The sequence below is a fragment of the Microbacterium gawkjiense genome, from assembly GCF_031932225.1.
Classification (GTDB): domain Bacteria; phylum Actinomycetota; class Actinomycetes; order Actinomycetales; family Microbacteriaceae; genus Microbacterium; species Microbacterium gawkjiense.
The window spans coordinates 156,403-175,503 of the sequence record NZ_JAUZVV010000002.1 but is presented as its reverse complement, the minus strand read 5'-3'; the positions used below and the strand labels follow the sequence as shown (position 1 = coordinate 175,503).

Here is a 19,101-nt window from a genome sequence, read left to right as displayed (position 1 = left end):
GGGAGCGGCCGGTCCTCAGGTGTACTGCGCGAGCCCCGCCTCGGCCCACGCCCGCGCCGCTTCCCGCGCCGTGTCGGGCGAGACGACCTCGACGTCGCCCCCGAGACGCGCGGCCAGTCGCTTCAGGCTGCGCTCGTCACCGACCCGCAGACGGACCGACCGGACATCGCCCTTGCCCCGCACGACGGCGCGCGCCGCGAACTCGCCGAGCAGCGGGACGACGTCCTTGCGGCAGCGGAGCTCGACGATCACATCGGACTCGGTCGGTTCGAACAGGCCCGGCAGCGGGTCCGCGCCGTGCGTGCTCGGGATGTCGGTGAGGACGACCTCGGAGACCCGGTCGAGGTGGAACGTGCGCACGGCCTGCCGCAGGTGGCACCAGCCCTGCAGGTACCACTGGCCGTCGGCGATGTGGACCTTGACGGGGTCGACCGTGCGGGTGGTCACCGGCGCATCCGGAGCCCGGTACTCGAACGAGACGGCGACGCCTCTCTGGACGGCCGCCGCGACCGTGGTGCGGACGTCGTCGACGACGGGGGTGGCGACGATCACCTCCGCCGGAGCACTCGACGCGCCGGCGGCGAGCTTGGCGAGGAGCCCCTGGACGACGCCGCTGTCCCCCACTCCCGGAAGGCTCGCCGCGAGCTGCAGGCCCGCCAGCAGGGCGGCCGCCTCGCGGGCGGTCAGCCGCGGCGTTCGCTCGAGCGCGACGGCGTTCGTGATCGAGATGGTGTCCTGCTCGTCGAGCAGATCCCAGTCGATGTCGAAGAGGTCGTTCGCCATCTGCCAGAAGCCGCCGTCGCCCGGCAGGCCGATGACGGTTAGCTTCTCGACCATCGAGCGCATCTCGTCGGGCGCGACATCGAAGTCCCGTGCGGCGTCCTCGACGGTGACCTCGCCCTTCGAGATCAGGTACGGCACGAGCTGGAGGATCAGGGAGGCGCGGTCGGTCGCGACCAGCGGTTGCGCGCTCACCCGGCGGCCTCCGCGTGCAGGTCGCGGGCGCGGCGGAGGCGCGCGACGACGAGGTCGGCAAGCTCGACCGGCTCGATCACCCGGACCTCGGGACCGTAGGAGGCGAGCTCGTCGGCGAAGATCTGCGCGTCGACGTAGGGCACCCGGCATCCGGTGTCGTCTGCGGCGACCGCGCGACGGTTCAAGCGCACCGCGGCCTCGGTCCCCGGCTCGACCTGGACGAGCGCGCGCTGACGACGGGCGACCGCCTCGAGCCCGGCGATCGCCTTGTCGCCCGCGCCCTCGCGCAGCGAGAGATCGAATGAGGTCCGGGTGACGACGACGTCCGAGGAGATGCGGGTCAGCAGGAAGGTGCGCTCGGCGTCCTGCAGCAGGTCGAAGCCGTACACGTGCCATCGGCCCTCGTACTCGACAAGCGCCCACGGCTGCACACGGCGGCGGTGCGCGGCATCCGATCCGCCCTTGACGTAGTCGAACTCGACGACCCGCCCCTGCTCGATCGCGCGCTGCAGCGGTGAGAAGGACGGCTCGCGCAGGCTGATGCGCGGCGCGTAGCCGATGATGGGGGCGTCGACCTCGATGCCGAGCGCCTGGATCTTGCGCAGACCGCTGCGCGCCGACGCCGACATGGAGCTCTCGCCCCAGACGCCGCTGGCCAGGTTGAGCACCGCGATCTCGGCCGGGGTGAAGTCGATGTCGACCGGCAAGGAGTACTCGGCCGTCGGGATCCGGTACCGCGCCTCGCGGAGGTCGTCAGGGTCGGCGTAGTCGCCGATCGTCTCGATCGGAACGCCGAGCGAGCGCAGGCTGTCCTTGTCGCGTTCGAACATCTTCTCGAGCGCGTCCTTCGACGCACCCGCCGCTCCCTGCTCGCGGTAGCCCGACACGGACGAGAGGATCGTGTCCTTCGTCAGCCCCTGTTCCGTCGCGAGCAACGCGACGACGAGGTTGACGAGCCGTTCCTCGGGCGCGCTGCGGATCGGATCGGTGGGCACACGGCAATCCTAGGCGCGGGACCGGTCGCCGGCCCCGCGCGGGCTCACTGTGTCGCCGTGGTGGCGTCGTCGCTCGTGTCGATCCCGAGGATGTCGATCACGAAGACGAGCGTCGAGTTCGCGGGGACGGAACCCGAGGCCGTGTCGCCGTAGGCCTGGTCGGGAGGGATGACGGCGAGCACCTGCGACCCCACGGTCTGACCCTCCAGCGCCTTCTGGAAGCCGGGGACGACGCTGTCCAGCGACAGCGTCGCCGGGGAGCCCTTCTCCCACGTGGAATCGAACACCTCTCCGGTGTTCCAGAGCACACCGGTGTAGTTGACGCGCGGCGTCGAGTCGGCGGTGAGCTTCTCGCCGTCGCCCTTCTTGAGCGTCTTGATGATCAGGTCCTTCGGCGCGACCGCGTCGGGGACGATGATGCCCGGGGTGCCGTCGGGGGCGAGGACGACGGTGGGGATGTTGCTGCCGTCGACGTACTGCGGCACGCCGTTCGCCGCCGGGAGGAATACCGTGTTCACGTCGATGACGACCACGGCCGCCTGCTCCTCGCTCAGGCCGATCTGGCTCACGAGGTCGGGGTTCAGGTCCTTCGCCGGGATGGCCGAGACGATCCGCGAGCCCGGGCGGGCGCAGTCGAGGATCTTCTCGATCGTCGGGAACGTCTGCTCGAGGACGCTCACCTGGACGACGCGGGTGGGCGCGGACAGGACCGTCTGACCTGTCGCGCCGTCGAGGAGCGTGATCCCCAGCTGGACGTCCTGCTTGCTCGTCGTGATCGGGGTGCCCGAGCCGGTCACGATGTCGGTGAACGAGGTCTTCGTGACGTAGACCGGGTCGGTGGTGGTGGCCGCCGGTGCCGCCTCGGCATCCGTCACATCGACGAGGTCGAGGGACGAGGCGGGCGCGGTGACGCGCTCGCAGCCGGCGTCTGCGGGACCGGTGGGGGCGCACCCGACGAGGGCCAGGGCGGTCAGGCCGAGCACGGCCACGGCAGCGGGGATCTGACGCATTGGATCAGTCTACGGTCTCGCCGGAGCGATCCTCGGCAGCCTGCCGGGCGCCCTCGACGGCGCGCTGGGCGTCGCGCACCCGCTTGCGGAGGTTCTTGTCCGTGATCTCGCGGTCGCCCACGGCACCGGGGGTCCACGCCTCGACGTCCTCGTCGGCGTACGACGGCTTCTTCAGCGCGCGCTTGCGCACATCCGGCGGCATCGCACCGGGGGCCAGCCGACGGGCGGTGAGGAGGAACCCGGTGTGCGCGACCATGCGGTGGTCCGGACGCACGGCGAGACCCTCGACGTGCCACCCCCGCACCATCGTCTCGGTCGCCTCGGGCTCGGTGAACAGGCCCGAATGCCGGATGTACTCGGCGACCCGGCTGAGCTGGGTGGCCGTCGCGATGTAGCAGAGCACGACGCCGCCCGGGGTGAGCGCCTCGGCCACGACGTCGATGCACTCCCACGGCGCCAGCATGTCGAGCACGACGCGGTCGACGCTGCCCGGCTCGGTCACCTGCGGCAGTTGCTCGGCGAGGTCGCCGACGACGACCCGCCACGAGTCGGGGTAGTGCCCGAGGAAGGTCTCGACGTTGGCCTCGGCGACCTCGGAGAACTCCTCGCGGCGCTCGAACGACAGCAGGCGACCGGAGGGCCCGATCGCGCGGAGCAGCCACAGCGACAGCGCGCCCGAGCCGACGCCGGCCTCGACGACGGTCGCCCCGGGGAAGATGTCGGCGGAGGCGAGGATCTGCGCGGCATCCTTCGGGTAGACGATCGCCGCGCCGCGCGGCATCGACATGACGAAGTCGCGCAGCAGCGGACGGAGCGCCAGGTACTCGTGACCGCCGCTGTTCACGACGACCGAACCGTCGGGCTGACCGATGATCGCCTCGTGGCGCAGCACGCCGTGGTGCGTGTGGAGCTCGCCGCCCTCCCGCAGGGTGACGGTGTGCATGCGCCCCTTGGGTCCGGTGAGCTGGACGCGGTCGCCCAACCGGAACGGGCCGCTCGGCCGCAGGTCGGCGCTCACGCGTCCACCTCCTGGCGCACGCGGGCGAGCACGTCGGCGACGTCGGCGACCGTCCGGCCGTCGAGCGTGGGCCACAACTCGTGCGCCCCCACCCCGTCGAGCGGGACCATGTGCGGGATGCCGACCGTCACCGTGCCCGCGGCGATGGCGGAGGCGGTGCCGGTGAGCGAATCCTCGAAGGCGACCGTGTCGGCGGGATCCACCCCGAGCGCGGCACAGGCCTGCAGGTACGGAGCGGGATGCGGCTTGGCGTGGGTGACGTCATCGCCGCCGATGACGAGATCGAACGCGTCGAAGTCGATGAGCTCGGTGATGACCCTCGCCATCCGACTCATGGACATGGTGACGAGGGCCGTCGGCACGCCCTGCTCGCGGAGCTCGCGGAGCAGCTCCCGAGCACCGGGACGGAAGGGCACGCCGTCCTCGCGCAGGCGGCGCATGACCTCGTCGGTCAGGTGGGCGACGATCTCGTCGACCTCGAGGCGCACACCGGCGCCCTGCAGGACGCGCGCGGCGTCCTCGAGGCCCATGCCCACCATGGCGAGACCGTCCTCGTGCGTCCAGGTGCCGCCGAAGCGCTCGACGAGCGGGGTCTCGGCGGCCATCCAATACGGCTCGGTGTCGACGAGGGTGCCGTCCATGTCCCAGAGGACCGCGGCGGGAAGGGGGGAAGTCACCGGTCAATGCTATGCGAGGGCTTCCGCCCGCCCGGTGGCGGTCGGCGTATCGTGGGGGTACCGACAGAGAGGACGTCCGTGCAGGGACTGGGACAGCGGGTGCTCGTGATCGCCGTCGACGGCTGGAACGACGCCGGAGAGGCCGCCACCGCCGCGGTCGCACAGCTGCGCTCGTCCGGGACGTTCGAGAGGGCGTTCGGCGTCGACCCGGAGCTGTACTTCGACTACCAGTACACGCGTCCGCAGATGCAGATGGATGCCGACGGTGCCCGTCGCCTGGTCTGGCCCGACGCCACCCTCTGGCGCCCCGTGACGCCGCGCGAGGATGGCCCCGACCTCTGGCTGCTGACCGGAACGGAGCCGGCGCGCGCCTGGCAGGCGTTCGCGGCGGAGTTCGTCGACGCCGCCCTGCGCGAGGACATCACGGGCATCGTGGCCCTCGGATCGATGATGAGCGACGTCCCGCACACCCGCCCGATCTCGGTGTTCGCGGGCTCCGAGAACGAGGAGTTGCGCTCGGCTCTCGGGCTCGAGCGCTCGACCTACGAAGGTCCGGTCGGCATCCTGTCGGCGCTCGCCGCGGCGGGCGAGGCCGCCGGCATCCCCTCGGCCGGTCTGTGGGCGAGCATCCCCCACTACGTCGGCGGACACACGCCGTCGCCCAAGGCCACCCTCGCGCTCCTCGACAAGCTCGAGGAGATCACCGGCGCGACCATCACGCGCGGCACGTTGCCGGCGGACGCACTCGCGTGGGAGGCGTCGATCGACGCCGCTGCGGCCGACGACGAGGAGATGACGGAGTACATCCGCCAGCTCGAGACGACCCGTGACGCGTGGGACTCCCCCGAGGCGTCGGGCGACGCGATCGCGCAGGAGTTCGAGCGCTACCTGCGCCGCCGCGGCGACGGGCCGCGCGGGCCGAAGGACGACCCGCGCCGCTGAGCGGGCTCAGTAGGCCTGCAGCGCCCCGGTGGCGAGCAGGATGAGCAGGACGACGCCCAGCACGACCCGGTAGAGGACGAACGGCAGGAAGCTGCCGCGCTTGAGGTATCGCATGAGGTAGGCGATGACCGCGAGACCCACGCCGAACGAGACGATCGTCGCGACCGCGGTCTCGCCGAGGGTGAACGGCGACTGCCCGGGCTCGCGGATCGCCTGCAGCAGCTCGTAGAGGCCGCTGCCGAACACGGCCGGCACCGCCAGCAGGAACGCGACCTCCGCCGCGGCCGGACGGGTGTACCCGAGCGCCAGGCCGGCGGTCGTCGTGGCACCCGAGCGCGAGACGCCGGGGATGAGGGCGAGCGCCTGGGCGAAGCCGAGGGTCAATCCGTGACCCATCGTCAGGTCCTTCTCGGTGCGGTCGCGCTTCCCGAGCGCGTCCGCGACACCGAGGATCAGGCCGAACACGATGAGGACGATCGCGACGAGCCAGAGGTTGCGGAACGTCTCGCGGATCACGTCCTGGAAGAGGAAGCCGAGCACGCCGATCGGGATCGTGCCGATGATGACGATCCACCCCATCCGCGCGTCCGGGTCGTTGCGCGGGACACGCCCCGTGAGGGACTTCGCCCACGCGACGATGATGCGGACGATGCGGGTCCAGAAGTACACGAGGACGGCGAGCTCGGTGCCGATCTGCGTGATGGCGGTGAACGTCGCACCCGGGTCCTCGGCCGAGGGCAGGAACTCCCCCACGATGCGCAGGTGCGCACTCGAGGAGATCGGGAGGAACTCGGTCAGACCCTGGACGATGCCCAGGATGATGGCCTCGAGGATCGACATGCGGGGCCTTTCAGTACGAGCGGATCAGATCGGTGAGCACACGCTGCCCGAACACCAGCGCGTCGATCGGGACACGCTCGTCGACACCGTGGAACATCCCCGTGAAGTCGAGATCGGCGGGCAGTCGCAGCGGTGCGAACCCGAACCCGGCGATGCCGAGCTCGGCGAGGGCCTTGTTGTCGGTCCCTCCCCCCATAAGGTACGGGATGACCGGTACGCCCGGATCGTGCCTGCCCAGCGCGCCGACCATCGCGTCGACCAAGTCCCCGGCGAACGGCACCTCGAGTCCGATGTCGCGGTGCACGACCTCGATGCGGATGTCGTCGCCGACGATCCGCTGCACCTGTGCGAGCACCTCGTCCTCGCGCCCGGGAAGGGTGCGGATGTCGATCGCGGCGGTCGCGGCATCCGGGATCACGTTGTGCTTGTAACCGGCGGTGAGGCCTGTCGGGTTCGTGGTCGTCCGGAAGGTGGAGCGCAGGAACGCGGATGCCGCGCCCGCCGTGTCGGCGACGGTGTCGGGGTCGTCGGCCAGGGTGCCCGACAGCTCGGCGAGCGAGCCCACGAGCTGGCGCGTCGTCGAGGTGAGCTCGATCGGCCATCCCGTCCGGCCGAGAGCGGCGACGGCCTCGGCGAGGCGCGTGACGGCGTTGTCGGGGTGGTGACGGCTGCCGTGCCCGGCGAGGCCGGTCGCGTGCAGCCGGATCCAGACGAGCGCCTTCTCGCCGACCTGCAGCAGGTACGCGCGCTCGTCGCCGACGGCGATGGAGTACCCGCCGACCTCGCTGATCGCCTCGGATGCGCCGGCGAACCACTCGGCCCGGTCCCGGACCACCAACTGGGAGCCTTCGACGCCCCCGTTCTCCTCGTCGGCGAAGAAGGTCAGGATCAGGTCGCGCTCGGGCTGCTCCCCCGCCCGCAGGAGGTCGCCGACCGAGGTGAGGATCATGGCGTCCATGTCCTTCATGTCGACGGCGCCGCGACCCCACAGCATCCCGTCCTTGACGACACCTTCGAAGGGGTCGACGCTCCAGTCCTCGGCCACGGCGGGGACGACGTCGAGGTGGCCGTGGAGGACGAGCGCGGGCTTGTCGGGGTTGCGCCCCGGCACCCGCGCGGTGACGTTCGTGCGGCGCGGGATCGGCTCGTAGAACTCCGGGGTGAGGCCGAGAGACTCGAGGTACGCGCCGACGTACTCGGCGGCCTCCCGTTCGCCGTGCGCGCGCCCTTCGCCGTAGTTCGTCGTGTCGAACCGGATCAGGTCGCGCGCGACGCGGGCGACCTCGGGCAGATCGTCGGGAGCGGACATGCCGCCCACGCTACCCGGTCGGCAGGACGGCGCCGGGGAGGCCGGAAACGAGAAATGGGCCCCTTTCGGGACCCATTTCGACTCTGTGCGCGAGGGGGGACTTGAACCCCCACGCCCTATTCGGGCACTAGCACCTCAAGCTAGCGCGTCTACCTATTCCGCCACCCGCGCAGAGTTTTCTCCCGTCGTTTCCTCGGGGATTTCGGTTTCGCAACCGAGGATCGACAGTAGCACGTTCTGACCGCTCCCGATAATCGGGGCGACTACGCCGCCGAGACGCCGAAGAGCAGACCCAGCAGGTAGGTGATCGCCGCCGCACCGAAGCCGATCGCGAGCTGGCGGAGGCCGCGACGCAGGGGCGGGGCGCCCGAGAGCAGCCCGACGGTGGCGCCGGTGAGCAGCAGCGCGAGTCCGACCAGGGCGAGGGCGAGGACGACGGCGGAGAGCCCCGAGAGGCCGAAGATCCAGGGCAGGACCGGGATGACGGCACCCGAGGCGAAGAACGCGAAGCTGGATGCCGCGGCGCCGAACGCCGAGCCGACGGATTCGAGGTCGGCCGGCGGCTCCGCGGCGCGCCGGTAGGGCACGGCGCGGTCGCTCGCCTGGGCGGTCGCGATGACCTTCCGTGCCCGCGCCAGCGCGTCGTCCTCGTCGAGCCCGCGCGTCCGGTACACCAGGGCGAGTTCGTTGGCGTCCAGGTCGAGGTCGGGCAGGACGTGATCGGTGTCGTTGTTGGGATGCGTCGCCTCGATCAGTTCGCGCTGCGACCGGACCGAGACGAACTCGCCGGCCGCCATCGAGAGGGCGCCCGCGAGGAGGCCCGCGATGCCGCTGAAGAGCACGAACTGCGGCGCGACCCCGGTCGCGCCGATGCCCATGACGAGGGCGAGGTTGGACACCAGTCCGTCGTTGGCCCCGAAGACGGCGGCGCGGAAGGTGCCCGACAGGCGCATCCGACCGCGCGCGGCCAGGCCGCGCACGACCTCGCCGTGGATCTTCTCGTCGGCTCGCATGGCGGGGGTGGCGTGCGGGTCGTCGTCGTACGGGGAGCGGTTCTCGGCGTTCTGCGCGAGCGCGAGGACGAAGATCGAGCCGAAGCGGCGCGCCATTGCCGCCAGCATCCGTGTGCGCACCGAGGCCCTCGGCAGCCGCTGCGGCTCACCTCCCAGCAGTCCTAGCCAGTGCGCTTCGTGGCGCCCCTCCGCGTCGGCGAGCGCCGTGAGGATGTCGCGCTCCTCCCCGGACTTCCGTGCGGCGAGTTCGCGGTACACGCGGGCCTCGGCGCGTTCGTCGACGAGATAGGAGGCCCAGCGCCGCCGATCCCTCGGGGTGGCGTCGGGCAGCGGGGTTGCGTTCGTCGTGCTCATGTCCCCTTCACGGTAGCCACCGCGTCCGGCCGGGACCGCGCCGAAGCCGGAACTGCCAGCATTTCGGGGATCCGAAGGGGTCAGGAGTGGACGCGCCGTCGGAGGACGTCGATGCGCGCCTGCAGCTGCGCGACGGTCGCGCGCGCGACCTCGGGTCCCCCGCACACGCGACGCAATTCGGCGTGCACGGCGCCGTGGGGTTCGCCGCTCTGCCGCGCGTAGAGCCCGACGAGGCTGTTGAGCAGCTGTCGCTGCTCGCGGAGGGTACGGTGCAGCGCCGGCGGCAGGGTGTTCTCCGGCTCTCCCGTCTCCTCGCCGCGCGCCTTCTCCTGGGCTTCGCGGGCGTGACGGTGACGCGACTGCCGCGACTGCCGCTGCATGAGGAGTTCGTGCACGTGCTCGGGCTCCAGCAGGCCCGGGATGCCGAGGAACTCCTCCTCCTCGAGAGTGCCGGGGACGGCCAGTTGCCCGAACTCCTTGCCGTCGTAGAGCACCCGGTCGAAGTGCGCGGTCGACCCGAGAGCCTGGTAGCTGCCCTCCTCGAGCAGCGAGTCCGACGCCTTGTCCTCGCGTTCGGCCTCCTCCAGCAGCGAGTCTTCAAGACCGTCGTCGTCCGATTCCTCGCGGTCGAGGGCGTGGTCGCGCTCGCGTTCCATCTCGTTCGCGAGGGCGAGCAGCTGCGGCACGTTCGGGAGGAAGACGGATGCCGCTTCGCCGCGGCGCCGGGCCCGCACGAAGCGACCGATGGCCTGAGCGAAGAAGAGCGGGGTCGAGGCGCTCGTCGCGTAGACGCCGACGGCGAGCCGCGGGACGTCGACGCCCTCCGACACCATGCGGACGGCGACCATCCACCGCGTCGTGGACTGCGAGAAGGTCTCGATCCGCCCCGACGCGGCCTTGTCGTCGGAGAGGACGACCGTCGTCGGCTCCCCCGTGATGTCGCGGAGGATCGCGGCGTAGGCGCGGGCGGCCGTCTGATCGGTCGCGATGACGAGACCCCCGGCATCCGGGACGTCCTGACGGACTTCGCTCAGTCGGCGATCCGCAGAGCGCAGCACGGCGGAGATCCACTCGCCCTCGGGGTTCAGCGCCGTCCGCCACGCCTGCGCGTTGATGTCCTTCGTGTTGTCCTGACCGAGGTGCGCCTCGTACTCGTCACCGGCCTTGGTGCGCCACTTCATCTGGCCCGCGTACACGTGGAAGAGCACCGGACGGACGACGCCGTCGGCGAGCGCGCGGCCGTAGCCGTAGTTGTAGTCGGTCCGCGAGATGCGGATGCCCTTGTCGTTGGGGTGGTACTCGACGAACGGGATCGGTGCCGTGTCGCTGCGGAACGGCGTGCCCGACAGCAGCAGCCGGCGGGTCGCCCGCCCGTAGGCCTCGCGCAGCGCGTCGCCCCAGCTGAGGGCGTCGCCGCCGTGGTGGACCTCGTCGAGGATGACGAGGGCGCGCGAGTCGAGGACGAGACGCTCGTGCACGGCGGCCTTCACCGCGACCTGCGCGTAGGTGACGGCGACGCCGTGGTAGTGCCGCGCCGGTGAGTAGTGCTTGTTGCTGAACCGCGGGTCGAGCCGGATCGAGACGCGGGCCGCGGCATCCGCCCACTGCGTCTTCAGGTGCTCGGTCGGCGCCACCACGATGATGCGATCGATCACCCCGCGCCGCAGCAGCTCGCTCGCGAGCCGGAGCGCGAAGGTCGTCTTGCCGGCGCCGGGGGTGGCGGCGGCGAGGAAGTCGCGGGGGCCCCGTCCGATGCCGTCGGGCCCGTCGGCCTCGAAGTACTGCTCAAGGGCCTCGGCCTGCCAGGCACGCAGGTTCTGGGCCGTTCCCCACGGGGCGCGCTGCGGGAATGCGGGCGAGAGGTGCTCGGCGGCGAAACTCCCGAAGTGGGGCTCCTGCGAAGCCGCCCCCTCTTCGTTCGTCGTCTCGCTCGTCACGTCGATCCACCCTAATCGTCCGGTCCGACACCGGGCGCCCCGGGTCGCCGCGCGCGGACGGGTAGCCTCGAGGCGGAGGTGCCATGCGCGACATCGACTCCGGGCCCGACGAGAACCGTTCGCCCTACGTCCCCAACTCGACCGCCCACCCGTGGCGACGGATGGTGTCGATCGGTGACTCGTTCACCGAGGGGATCGGCGACCCCTACCCCGACCGCCCGGGTGAGCACCGCGGCTGGGCCGACCGCGTCGCTGCCGTGCTCTCGTCCCAGGTGGAGGACTTCGCCTACGCGAACCTCGCGATCCGGGGCAAACTCATCCGCCAGATCGTGGACGGGCAGGTCGAACCCGCGCTCGCGCTGAAGCCCGACCTCATCACGCTCTCCGCCGGCGGCAACGACGTCATCCGCCCGCAGGGTGATCCGGATGCGGTCGCCGAACTCTTCGAGGACGCCGTCGCCCGGTTGTCGTCGCAGGGCGCGACGCTGCTCGTGTTCACGGCCGTCGACACCGAGTTCACCCCGGTGTTCCGCGGCATCCGCGGGCGCGTGGCGATCTACAACGAGAACATCCGGGCCATCGCGGATCGGTACGACTGCATCGTCGCCGATCAGTGGGCGCTGAAGTCGGTGCAGGACATGCGCTTCTTCGACGACGACCGGCTGCACTACAACGCGCTCGGGCACCACGAGGTCGCACGGATGGTGCTGCGCGCCCTGAACGTGCCGAATGACCTGCAGCCGATGGCTCCCGAGGCGCTGCCGCCGACCACGTGGCGCGCCGCGCGCGCGAACGACCTCGTGTGGGCGCGGGAGCACTTCGTGCCCTGGGTCCTGCGGCGCCTGCGGCACCAGTCCTCGGGAGACAACGTCACCGCCAAGCGCCCCGAAGCGCTGCCGTTCTCGACCGACGCACCGCAGGACTGATCCGACTCAGCGCAACGCCCAGAGCGCGACCGCGGCGGCCGACGCGACGTTGAGGGAGTCGACCCCGCCCGCCATCGGGATCGTGACGATCGTGTCGGCGGCGGCGAGGGCGGCGGCCGAGAGCCCCTCGCCCTCCGACCCCATGAGCACGGCGAGCCGCTCCGGTCGCGCGGCGGCGAACGCGTCCAGGAGGACCGCGTCCTCGGCGAGCGCGAGAGCCGCCAGATGGATGCCGGCGGCCGCGAACAGCGGCGACGCGGCATCCCATTCGGGCAACCGCGTCCACGGCACCTGGAAGACGGTGCCCATGCTCACCCGCACGCTCCGGCGGTACAGCGGATCGCCGCAGCGCGGACTGACGAGCACGGCGTCCGCGCCGAGGGCGGCGGCGGCGCGGAACGCGGCCCCCACGTTCGTGTGGTCGACGATGTCCTCGAGGACCACGACCGTACGCGCGCCCTCGAGGAGCGCGGCGGGATCCGGGAGCGCGGGGCGATGCATGGCGGCGAGCGCGCCGCGATGGACGGCGAAGCCCGTGACCTGCTCGGCGACGCTGTCCGGCACGACGTAGACGGGGGCGTCGCCGGCGAGCGGGAGCGCGTCGTCGAGCCACTTCTCCTGCACGAGCAGGGAGCGGGGACGGTGCCCCGCCGCGACCGCACGGGAGATGACCTTCGCCGATTCGGCGATGTAGAGGCCCCCGGCGGGTTCGGCGACGCGCCGCAGCGCCGTGTCGGTGAGGTCGCGGTAGTCCGACAGGCGCGGATCGGCGGGATCGTCGATCCGGGTCGTCGTCATACACCCATGCTGTCACGGGCGCCGCGGCGTGATCCGCGCGAAACCGCGACGGCGTAGGCTCGGAAACCGAGGAGGGCCATGAGCGTGCTGGACCTGGATGCCGCGACGAGCGCCGCGGTGGGACGCGCGGTCGACGCGCTCGCCGGGCGCCGCGTCGCCGTCCTCACCGGCGCCGGGGTCTCGACCGATTCGGGCATCCCCGATTACCGCGGCAAGGGCGCCCCCGTCCGCACCCCCATGACGGCGCAGGAGTTCCTCGCCGACGACGCCTCCCGGCGGCGGTACTGGGTGGGCAGTCACCTCGGCTGGCGCACATTCGCCGCCGCCGCCCCCAACGACGGGCACCGCGCGCTCGCCGACCTCGAGCGGTCCGGGGTCGCGACCGGCGTCATCACGCAGAACGTCGACGGGCTCCACCTGCGCGCCGGCAGCCGCCGGGTCGTCGAGCTGCACGGCACGATGCGGCGGGTGAGCTGCCTGCACTGCGGTCAGGTCTTCGACCGGCGCGACCTCGCCGAGCGCATCGAACGCGACAACCCGTGGATCACCGTGCCCGACAGCGTCGAGCTCGGTCCTGACGGGGACGTCCTGCCGGGTCGCAGCGACGGCTTCGTCGTCCCGGACTGCTCGGTGTGCGGCGGGATGCTCAAGCCCGAGGTCGTCTTCTTCGGCGAGTACATCCCGCTGGAGAAGTTCCGCGAGGCCGAGCAGCTCGTGCGCGCCAGCAGCGCGCTGCTGATCGCCGGCTCGTCGCTCGTCGTGAACTCCGGCATCCGGCTGCTCGACCGGGCGCGGCGCCGCAAGCTCCCGGTCGTCATCGTCAACCGCGGGCAGACCCGCGGTGACGCGCGGGCGACGGTGAAGATCGACGCGGGCACTTCCCAGGTGCTGACGGCGCTGAGCCGGGCCCTCTCGGCGGGCTGACACCGCGCCCCGCGTAGGCTCGTGGGGTGACGATCCTCACCCTCGTACGCCACGGCGAGACCGACTGGAACCGCGCCCGCCGCATCCAGGGCTCGACGGACATCCCGCTCAACGACACCGGTCGGATCCAGGCACGTGCCGCCGCCCATGACCTCGCCGAGCGCGTGACGCGCGCGAGCACGACCGTCGTGGTCTCGAGCGACTTGTCCCGCGCGCATGAGACCGCCCGCATCATCGCCGCGGAGCTGGGCTTGCCGGAGCCGACCACCCACATCGGGCTGCGGGAGCGCGCGTACGGCGAGGCCGAGGGCGTCACCGACGTGGAGTTCGCCGAGCGCTGGGGACCTTGGGACACGGCCGTCGTGCCAGGCGCCGAATCCCGCGACGCCGTGGCGGTCCGCGCGCTCGCCGCACTACAGGAGGTCGTCGAGCGCGCCCGGCGCGAGAACGATCCGCACGCCCCCGACCTCATCGTCGTCGCCCACGGCGCGCTCATCCGCGCCGTCATGGAGCACGTGACCGACGGCGTGCACCCCGGCCGAGGCCACAAGATCCTCAACGGGTCGGCTCACAGCTTCCGCGTCGAGCCGGAGGGTCTCATCCTGCTCGAGACCTCCGCCGTCCCCGTCTGACGATCAGGCGAGCCCGAGCGATCGGGCGATCAGGAGCAGCTGCACCTCGGTCGTCCCCTCCCCCACTTCGAGGATCTTCGAGTCGCGGAAGTGCCGGGCGACGGGGTACTCGTTCATGAACCCGTTGCCGCCGAAGATCTGCGTCGCATCGCGTGCGTTGTCCATCGCGGCGTCGCTCGAGGTGAGCTTGGCGATGGCGGCCTCGGTCTTGAACGGCAGGCCCGCGTCGCGCAGACGAGCGGCATGCAGCCAGGCCAGCCGCGACACGTGCACGCGCTGCTGCATGCGCGCCAGCATGAACTGGATCGCCTGCCTGCTGCCCAGCGACTCCCCGAAGACGACACGGCTCTTCGCGTAGTCGACGGCCGCCTCAAGGCATCCCTCCGCGGCACCGGTGGCGAGCGCCGCAATCGCGATCCGACCCTCGTCGAGGATGTGCAGGAAGTTCGCGAAACCGCGGCCGCGCTCCCCCAGGAGGTTCCCCTCCGGGACGCGCGCGCCCGTGAAGACGAGCGGATGCGTGTCGCTCGCATGCCAGCCGACCTTGTCGTACGCCGGGCCGACCGTGAACCCCGGGGTGCCGCTCGGGACGATGATCGTCGAGATCTCCCGCGTCGCGGAACCCGGCTCACCCGTGACGGCGGTGACGGTGACGAAGCGCGTGATCGGGGTGCCCGAGTTGGTGATGAACTGCTTGGCCCCGTCGATCACCCATTCGCCGCCGTCGAGACGCGCGGTCGTGCGGGTGGCCCCGGCATCCGATCCCGCCTCGGGCTCGGTCAGACCGAACCCGGCGAGCGCACGACCCGCCAGCAGGTCGGGCAGGTGCTCCTCCCGCTGCGCGTCGGTCCCGAAGCGGAAGATCGGCATCGCCCCGAGGCTGACACCGGCCTCCAGCGTGATGGCGATGGACTGATCGACGCGCGCGAGCGCCTCGATGGCGAGTCCGAGCGTGACGTAGTCGCCGCCCTGCCCGCCGACCTCCTCGGGGAACGGGAGGCCGAACAGTCCCATGTCGCCCATCTGGGCGACGACGTCCATCGGCAGGGTCTTCGTGCGATCCGCCTCGTACGACACCGGCGCGACCACCTCGTCGGCGAACGAGCGCACGAGACCCGCGAGCTCGACCTGCTCCTCGCTGAGACCGTATCCCGACATCGACAGGCTCATGCGAACACCATCGCCCGGGCCGGGTCGCGCAGGACGTCACCCACGTCGGTGAGGAACCGAGCCGCCTCCGCGCCGTCGACCAGCCGGTGGTCGAACGACAGGCTCAGCGTCATGACGTCGCGCAGCGCAACGCCGCCCTCGTGCTCCCAGGGCCGGCGCTGCACCGCTCCGAGACCGAGGATGCCGGCCTCCCCCGGCACGAGGATCGGTGTGCCGGCGTCGACGCCGAACACCCCGTAGTTGGTGATCGAGAAGGTGCCGCCCGACAGGTCCGCCGGAGTGGCCTTGCCCGCCCGCGCCGTCTCCGCGAGGGCGCGGATCGCGTCGGAGAGCTCGAGGAGCGGCATCCCGCCGGCATCCTTCACCGACGGAACGACGAGTCCGCGCTCGGTCGCCGCGGCGATGCCGAGGTTGACCTTCGCGAAACGGACGATCTCGCCCGCCGCGTCGTCCCACGTCGCGTTCAACTCCGGCGTGCGACGCAGCGCGAGGCAGACCGCCTTCGCGGCGACCGCCATGATCCCGACCCGGTGCGCCGCGTAGCGGGCGTCGGCCCGCAGACCCGCGACGAAGGCGACGGATGCCGTCACGTCGACAGTGAGGAAGGTCGCCGCGTGCGGGGCGGTGAACGCGGAGCGCACCATCGCGTCGGCCGTGTGCTTGCGCACCCCGCGGATCGGGATGCGCTCGTCGCCGGCCGCGCCGGCGACGGGTGCCGCGGTCGGCGGCACGGGCCCGCGCGGAGCCTCGGGGGTCGCCGGGGCCGTGCGGGCGGCGTAGGCCTCGACGTCGTCGCGGGTGATGAGACCGTCCACGCCGCTCGCGGCGACGAGGTCGAGGTCGACGCCGAGGTCCCGGGCCAGCTTGCGCACCGGCGGAGTGGACCGGGGGCGCTCGCGCGGCTCGCGCTCGGGGGCGCTCGGCGCGATCGCGTCGTGCGGCGCGGCCTCGCGGACGGCCAGGTCGACCGCGTCGCCCGCCGCCCCCGCCCGGGCCCGCCGCTGCGGGCGGGCGGTGCTGCGGGGTGCCGCCCCGTACCCGACCAGATTGGGCTCGCGCCTCTCTGCGGTCTCGGGGACCGCGGCATCCGATCCTTCGACGTCGAACGAGATGAGCACCTCGCCGACGGGGACGACGTCGCCCTCGGCGTGACGGATCGCCGAGACGGTGCCGGCGAAGGGGGACGGGAGTTCGACGACGGCCTTGGCCGTCTCGACCTCGGCGATCGTCTGATTCAGCGTGACCTCGTCACCCGCGGCGACGTGCCACTGGACGATCTCGGCCTCGACGAGACCCTCCCCCAGGTCGGGAAGTCGGAAGTCGGTGATCACGCGGTCACCTCCGGCATCCCGGCGCGACCCATGACGCGGTCGACGGCGTCGAGGATCCGATCGAGGTCGGGCAGGTGGTGCTGCTCGAGCTTCGCCGGCGGGTACGGCACGTCGTGCCCGGTCACCCGCAGCGGCGGCGCTTCGAGGTAGTGGAAGCACTTCTCCGTGATGCTCGCGATCACCTCGGCGGCGACACCGGCCTCGCGGGACGCCTCATGCGTGACCACGACACGACCCGTGCGTCGGACGGAGGCCGCCACGGTCCCGTAGTCGACCGGGGACAGCGACCGCAGGTCGATCACCTCGAGCGACAGCCCCTCGTCCTCGGCGGCGAGCGCGGCATCCATCGCCGTCGTCACCTGCGAGCCGTAGGTGACGATCGTCACGTCGGTGCCCTCCCGGACGACGCGCGCGAGGCCGAGGGGCGGCGCGTCGGCGATGTCGCCGTCGAGATCGACCTCGCCCTTGGAGTGGTACAGCCGTTTCGGCTCGAAGAAGACGACCGGGTCGTCGCTCGCAATCGCCTGGCGGAGCATCGTGTACGCATCCTGCGGGTTCGACACGGCCACCACGCGCAGACCCGCGGTGTGGACGAAGTACGCCTCGGGCGATTCGGAGTGGTGCTCGGCGGCCCCCACGCCGCCGGCCCAGGGGATGCGGATCGTGATCGGCATCTTCACCCGTCCCTGCGTGCGGTAGTGCAGCTTCGCGACCTGACTGACGATCTGGTCGAAGGCGGGGTAGACGAACCCGTCGAACTGGATCTCGACGATCGGCCGGAAGCCCCGGAAGGCGAGACCGACGGCGGTGCCGACGATGCCGGACTCCGCGAGCGGGGTGTCGACCACACGGCGGGGTCCGAACTCGGCCTGCAGACCGTCGGTGATGCGGAACACGCCGCCGAGGCGGCCGATGTCCTCCCCCATCACGAGCACGCGGTCGTCATCGGTCATGGCGCGACGCATGGCGGCGGTGAGGGCCTTCCCCATCGTGAGCTCGGTCATCGCGCACCTCCTTCGGCGAAGCCGTCGAGGTAGGCGGCGAACCCGGCGCGCTGCTCGTCGAGCCCGCTGTGGGGCTCCGCGTACACGTGGTCGAACACGCGCAGCGGCTCGGGGGCGGCGGCCCCCACGACGGCGCTGCGCATCGCCGCCGTGAAGCGGTCGGCATCCGCCGTCAACGCCTCGGCGAAGGCGTCGTCGAACGCACCGAGGGACCGCAGGTACGCCTCGACCCGGGCGAGGGGGTCGCGCGCCCGCCAATACGCCACCTCGTCCGCGTCGCGGTAGCGGGTGGGGTCGTCCGAGGTGGTGTGCGGTCCGACGCGGTAGGTGACGGCCTCGAGGTACGCGGGACCGCGGCCGCTGCGGGCGTGGTCGGCCGCCCAGCGCATCGCCGCGATGCACGCGAGGACGTCGTTGCCGTCGACGCGCAGGCTCGGGATGCCGAAGCCCGGCGCGCGGCCGGCGATCGGTGTCCGCGACTGCAGTCCGACGGGTTCGGAGATCGCCCACTGGTTGTTGGAGCAGACGAACACGACGGGCACTCCGAAGGCCGAGCCGAAGACCATCGCCTCGTTGACGTCGCCCTGGCTCGTCGCGCCGTCGCCGAAGTAGGCGACCGCGACCTGGTCGCCGCCGTCGCGCTGGATGCCCATGGCGTACCCGACGGCGTGGAGGCTCTGCGCGCCGATGATGATCTGCGGGTTCGCGACGTGGACGTCGGCGGGGTCCCAGCTGGCGTGCTCGGCGCCGTGCCACACCATGACGAAGTCGCGGGGCTTCACGCCGCGGACGACCTCGATGCCGATCTCGCGGTAGCTGGGGAAGAGGAAGTCGTCGTCGTGGCAGGCCCAGGCGGTGCCGACCTGCACGGCTTCCTGACCCTGCGCCGGCGCCCAGAGGCCCAAGTGGCCCTGGCGCTGCAGCGCGACGCCCTCGGCATCGAGGCGGCGGGTCAGGAACATGTCGCGGTAGACCTGGCGGAGCATCGCGGCGTCGACGTCGGCGGCCCACGGGTCGAGCCGCTCGTCGCGGACGCGGCGGCCCTCGTGGTCGAGAAGACGGGCCACGTCCTCGGTGTCGCTCGCCACCGACGCGGCGGGGGTCAGAGTGTCGGTCATCATCGTCCCTCTCTGATCGCGGACACGCGTCTTGTGGACGGGTGACCGGGGCAGAACACCGGCTTCGTCGCCGGATGCTGCGAGAGTATGCCGACATCGCACCTCGCTCAAGCATCACGCGCAACATT

General features: G+C 71.8%; 18 protein-coding genes and 1 tRNA gene. 4 read left to right on the top strand and 15 right to left on the bottom strand.

The features are described 5' to 3' along the window. Positions 1–15 precede the first annotated feature (15 nt). From Q9S71_RS08935 to Q9S71_RS08915, 5 genes are read right to left on the bottom strand one after another with little or no spacing between them, the layout of a single operon-like run. Positions 16–975 carry a helix-turn-helix transcriptional regulator gene (locus tag Q9S71_RS08935; RefSeq protein ID WP_311861902.1) on the bottom strand — a complete coding sequence of 320 codons (960 nt, stop codon included), beginning with the start codon at positions 973–975 and terminating at the stop codon, positions 16–18. Then, positions 972–1,970 (bottom strand): helix-turn-helix transcriptional regulator, encoded by a 999-nt coding sequence (locus Q9S71_RS08930; protein WP_217531512.1) that lies wholly within the window; start codon positions 1,968–1,970, stop codon positions 972–974. The genes Q9S71_RS08935 and Q9S71_RS08930 overlap by 4 nt, the downstream gene beginning before the upstream one ends. A gap of 44 nt (positions 1,971–2,014) precedes the next feature. Continuing rightward, a complete protein-coding gene (locus Q9S71_RS08925) occupies positions 2,015–2,980 on the bottom strand; it encodes an FKBP-type peptidyl-prolyl cis-trans isomerase (protein ID WP_311861901.1) in 966 nt (321 codons plus the stop codon). Positions 2,981–2,984: 4 nt separating this feature from the next. Beyond that, a complete protein-coding gene (locus Q9S71_RS08920) occupies positions 2,985–3,998 on the bottom strand; it encodes a tRNA (adenine-N1)-methyltransferase (protein WP_311861899.1) in 1,014 nt (337 codons plus the stop codon). Further along, a complete protein-coding gene (locus Q9S71_RS08915) occupies positions 3,995–4,675 on the bottom strand; it encodes an HAD family hydrolase (protein ID WP_064002246.1) in 681 nt (226 codons plus the stop codon). Before Q9S71_RS08915 ends, Q9S71_RS08920 begins: the two co-directional genes overlap by 4 nt. Before the next feature lie 78 nt (positions 4,676–4,753). Here Q9S71_RS08915 and Q9S71_RS08910 point away from each other — a divergent pair, with 78 nt between their 5' ends. After that, positions 4,754–5,617: a PAC2 family protein gene (locus tag Q9S71_RS08910; RefSeq protein ID WP_253034911.1), complete on the top strand. Its 864-nt coding sequence runs from the start codon at positions 4,754–4,756 to the stop codon at positions 5,615–5,617. A gap of 6 nt (positions 5,618–5,623) precedes the next feature. On the opposite strand, the gene Q9S71_RS08905 is transcribed toward Q9S71_RS08910, so the two are convergent. The 5 genes from Q9S71_RS08905 to Q9S71_RS08885 all read right to left on the bottom strand — a co-directional run bounded on the left by Q9S71_RS08905 (position 5,624) and on the right by Q9S71_RS08885 (position 11,070). Further along, the gene (locus Q9S71_RS08905) at positions 5,624–6,457 is read right to left on the bottom strand and encodes an undecaprenyl-diphosphate phosphatase (protein WP_311861898.1); all 834 of its coding nucleotides are present in this window, start codon (positions 6,455–6,457) and stop codon (positions 5,624–5,626) included. A gap of 10 nt (positions 6,458–6,467) precedes the next feature. After that, on the bottom strand, positions 6,468–7,766 hold the full coding sequence (locus Q9S71_RS08900; protein WP_311861897.1) for a M20/M25/M40 family metallo-hydrolase: 1,299 nt from the start codon (positions 7,764–7,766) through the stop codon (positions 6,468–6,470). Between the two features lie 86 nt (positions 7,767–7,852). Then, a tRNA-Leu gene (locus tag Q9S71_RS08895) sits at positions 7,853–7,937 on the bottom strand. Positions 7,938–8,029: 92 nt separating this feature from the next. Continuing rightward, positions 8,030–9,133 (bottom strand): VIT1/CCC1 transporter family protein, encoded by a 1,104-nt coding sequence (locus Q9S71_RS08890; RefSeq protein WP_311861896.1) that lies wholly within the window; start codon positions 9,131–9,133, stop codon positions 8,030–8,032. Between the two features lie 80 nt (positions 9,134–9,213). Continuing rightward, positions 9,214–11,070 (bottom strand): DEAD/DEAH box helicase, encoded by a 1,857-nt coding sequence (locus Q9S71_RS08885; RefSeq protein ID WP_311861895.1) that lies wholly within the window; start codon positions 11,068–11,070, stop codon positions 9,214–9,216. Between the two features lie 83 nt (positions 11,071–11,153). On the opposite strand from Q9S71_RS08885, the gene Q9S71_RS08880 reads away from it, so the two are divergent. Then, complete coding sequence (locus Q9S71_RS08880; RefSeq protein ID WP_311861894.1) at positions 11,154–11,996, top strand: SGNH/GDSL hydrolase family protein; 843 nt, start codon at positions 11,154–11,156, stop codon at positions 11,994–11,996. 6 nt (positions 11,997–12,002) lie between these two features. Here Q9S71_RS08880 and Q9S71_RS08875 read toward each other — a convergent pair whose 3' ends face one another. Beyond that, positions 12,003–12,794, bottom strand: a complete 792-nt coding sequence (locus tag Q9S71_RS08875) for a TrmH family RNA methyltransferase (RefSeq protein ID WP_311861892.1) — start codon at positions 12,792–12,794, stop codon at positions 12,003–12,005. A 78-nt stretch (positions 12,795–12,872) separates the two neighbouring features. Between Q9S71_RS08875 and Q9S71_RS08870 the strand changes: the two genes are divergently transcribed. Beyond that, complete coding sequence (locus Q9S71_RS08870) at positions 12,873–13,718, top strand: Sir2 family NAD-dependent protein deacetylase (RefSeq protein ID WP_311861891.1); 846 nt, start codon at positions 12,873–12,875, stop codon at positions 13,716–13,718. A 26-nt stretch (positions 13,719–13,744) separates the two neighbouring features. Next, positions 13,745–14,350, top strand: coding sequence for a histidine phosphatase family protein (locus tag Q9S71_RS08865; protein WP_311861890.1), 606 nt, complete (start codon positions 13,745–13,747; stop codon positions 14,348–14,350). A gap of 3 nt (positions 14,351–14,353) precedes the next feature. Here Q9S71_RS08865 and Q9S71_RS08860 read toward each other — a convergent pair whose 3' ends face one another. The 4 genes from Q9S71_RS08860 to pdhA are packed head-to-tail and all read right to left on the bottom strand — an operon-like array spanning position 14,354 to position 18,973. Next, a complete protein-coding gene (locus Q9S71_RS08860) occupies positions 14,354–15,508 on the bottom strand; it encodes an acyl-CoA dehydrogenase family protein (protein ID WP_217531545.1) in 1,155 nt (384 codons plus the stop codon). Positions 15,509–15,516: 8 nt separating this feature from the next. Next, positions 15,517–16,851, bottom strand: coding sequence for a dihydrolipoamide acetyltransferase family protein (locus tag Q9S71_RS08855; protein ID WP_311861889.1), 1,335 nt, complete (start codon positions 16,849–16,851; stop codon positions 15,517–15,519). Then, entirely contained in the window at positions 16,848–17,855 is a 1,008-nt protein-coding gene (locus Q9S71_RS08850) for an alpha-ketoacid dehydrogenase subunit beta (protein ID WP_064002256.1), read from the bottom strand. The genes Q9S71_RS08855 and Q9S71_RS08850 overlap by 4 nt, the downstream gene beginning before the upstream one ends. Continuing rightward, positions 17,852–18,973, bottom strand: coding sequence for a pyruvate dehydrogenase (acetyl-transferring) E1 component subunit alpha (gene pdhA / locus Q9S71_RS08845; RefSeq protein ID WP_311861888.1), 1,122 nt, complete (start codon positions 18,971–18,973; stop codon positions 17,852–17,854). Before pdhA ends, Q9S71_RS08850 begins: the two co-directional genes overlap by 4 nt. Positions 18,974–19,101: the final 128 nt, after the last annotated feature.

Excerpts from the sequence above, each read along its gene's own strand:
- Q9S71_RS08925 (WP_311861901.1), bottom strand. The coding sequence starts at position 2,980 with ATGCGTCAGATCCCCGCTGCCGTGGCCGTGCTCGGCCTGACCGCCCTG.
- Q9S71_RS08905 (WP_311861898.1), bottom strand. The coding sequence starts at position 6,457 with ATGTCGATCCTCGAGGCCATCATCCTGGGCATCGTCCAGGGTCTGACC.
- Q9S71_RS08900 (WP_311861897.1), bottom strand. The coding sequence starts at position 7,766 with ATGTCCGCTCCCGACGATCTGCCCGAGGTCGCCCGCGTCGCGCGCGAC.
- Q9S71_RS08890 (WP_311861896.1), bottom strand. The coding sequence starts at position 9,133 with ATGAGCACGACGAACGCAACCCCGCTGCCCGACGCCACCCCGAGGGAT.
- Q9S71_RS08880 (WP_311861894.1), top strand. The coding sequence starts at position 11,154 with ATGCGCGACATCGACTCCGGGCCCGACGAGAACCGTTCGCCCTACGTC.
- Q9S71_RS08875 (WP_311861892.1), bottom strand. The coding sequence starts at position 12,794 with ATGACGACGACCCGGATCGACGATCCCGCCGATCCGCGCCTGTCGGAC.
- Q9S71_RS08870 (WP_311861891.1), top strand. The coding sequence starts at position 12,873 with ATGAGCGTGCTGGACCTGGATGCCGCGACGAGCGCCGCGGTGGGACGC.
- Q9S71_RS08860 (WP_217531545.1), bottom strand. The coding sequence starts at position 15,508 with ATGTCGGGATACGGTCTCAGCGAGGAGCAGGTCGAGCTCGCGGGTCTC.
- Q9S71_RS08850 (WP_064002256.1), bottom strand. The coding sequence starts at position 17,855 with ATGACCGAGCTCACGATGGGGAAGGCCCTCACCGCCGCCATGCGTCGC.
- pdhA (WP_311861888.1), bottom strand. The coding sequence starts at position 18,973 with ATGACCGACACTCTGACCCCCGCCGCGTCGGTGGCGAGCGACACCGAG.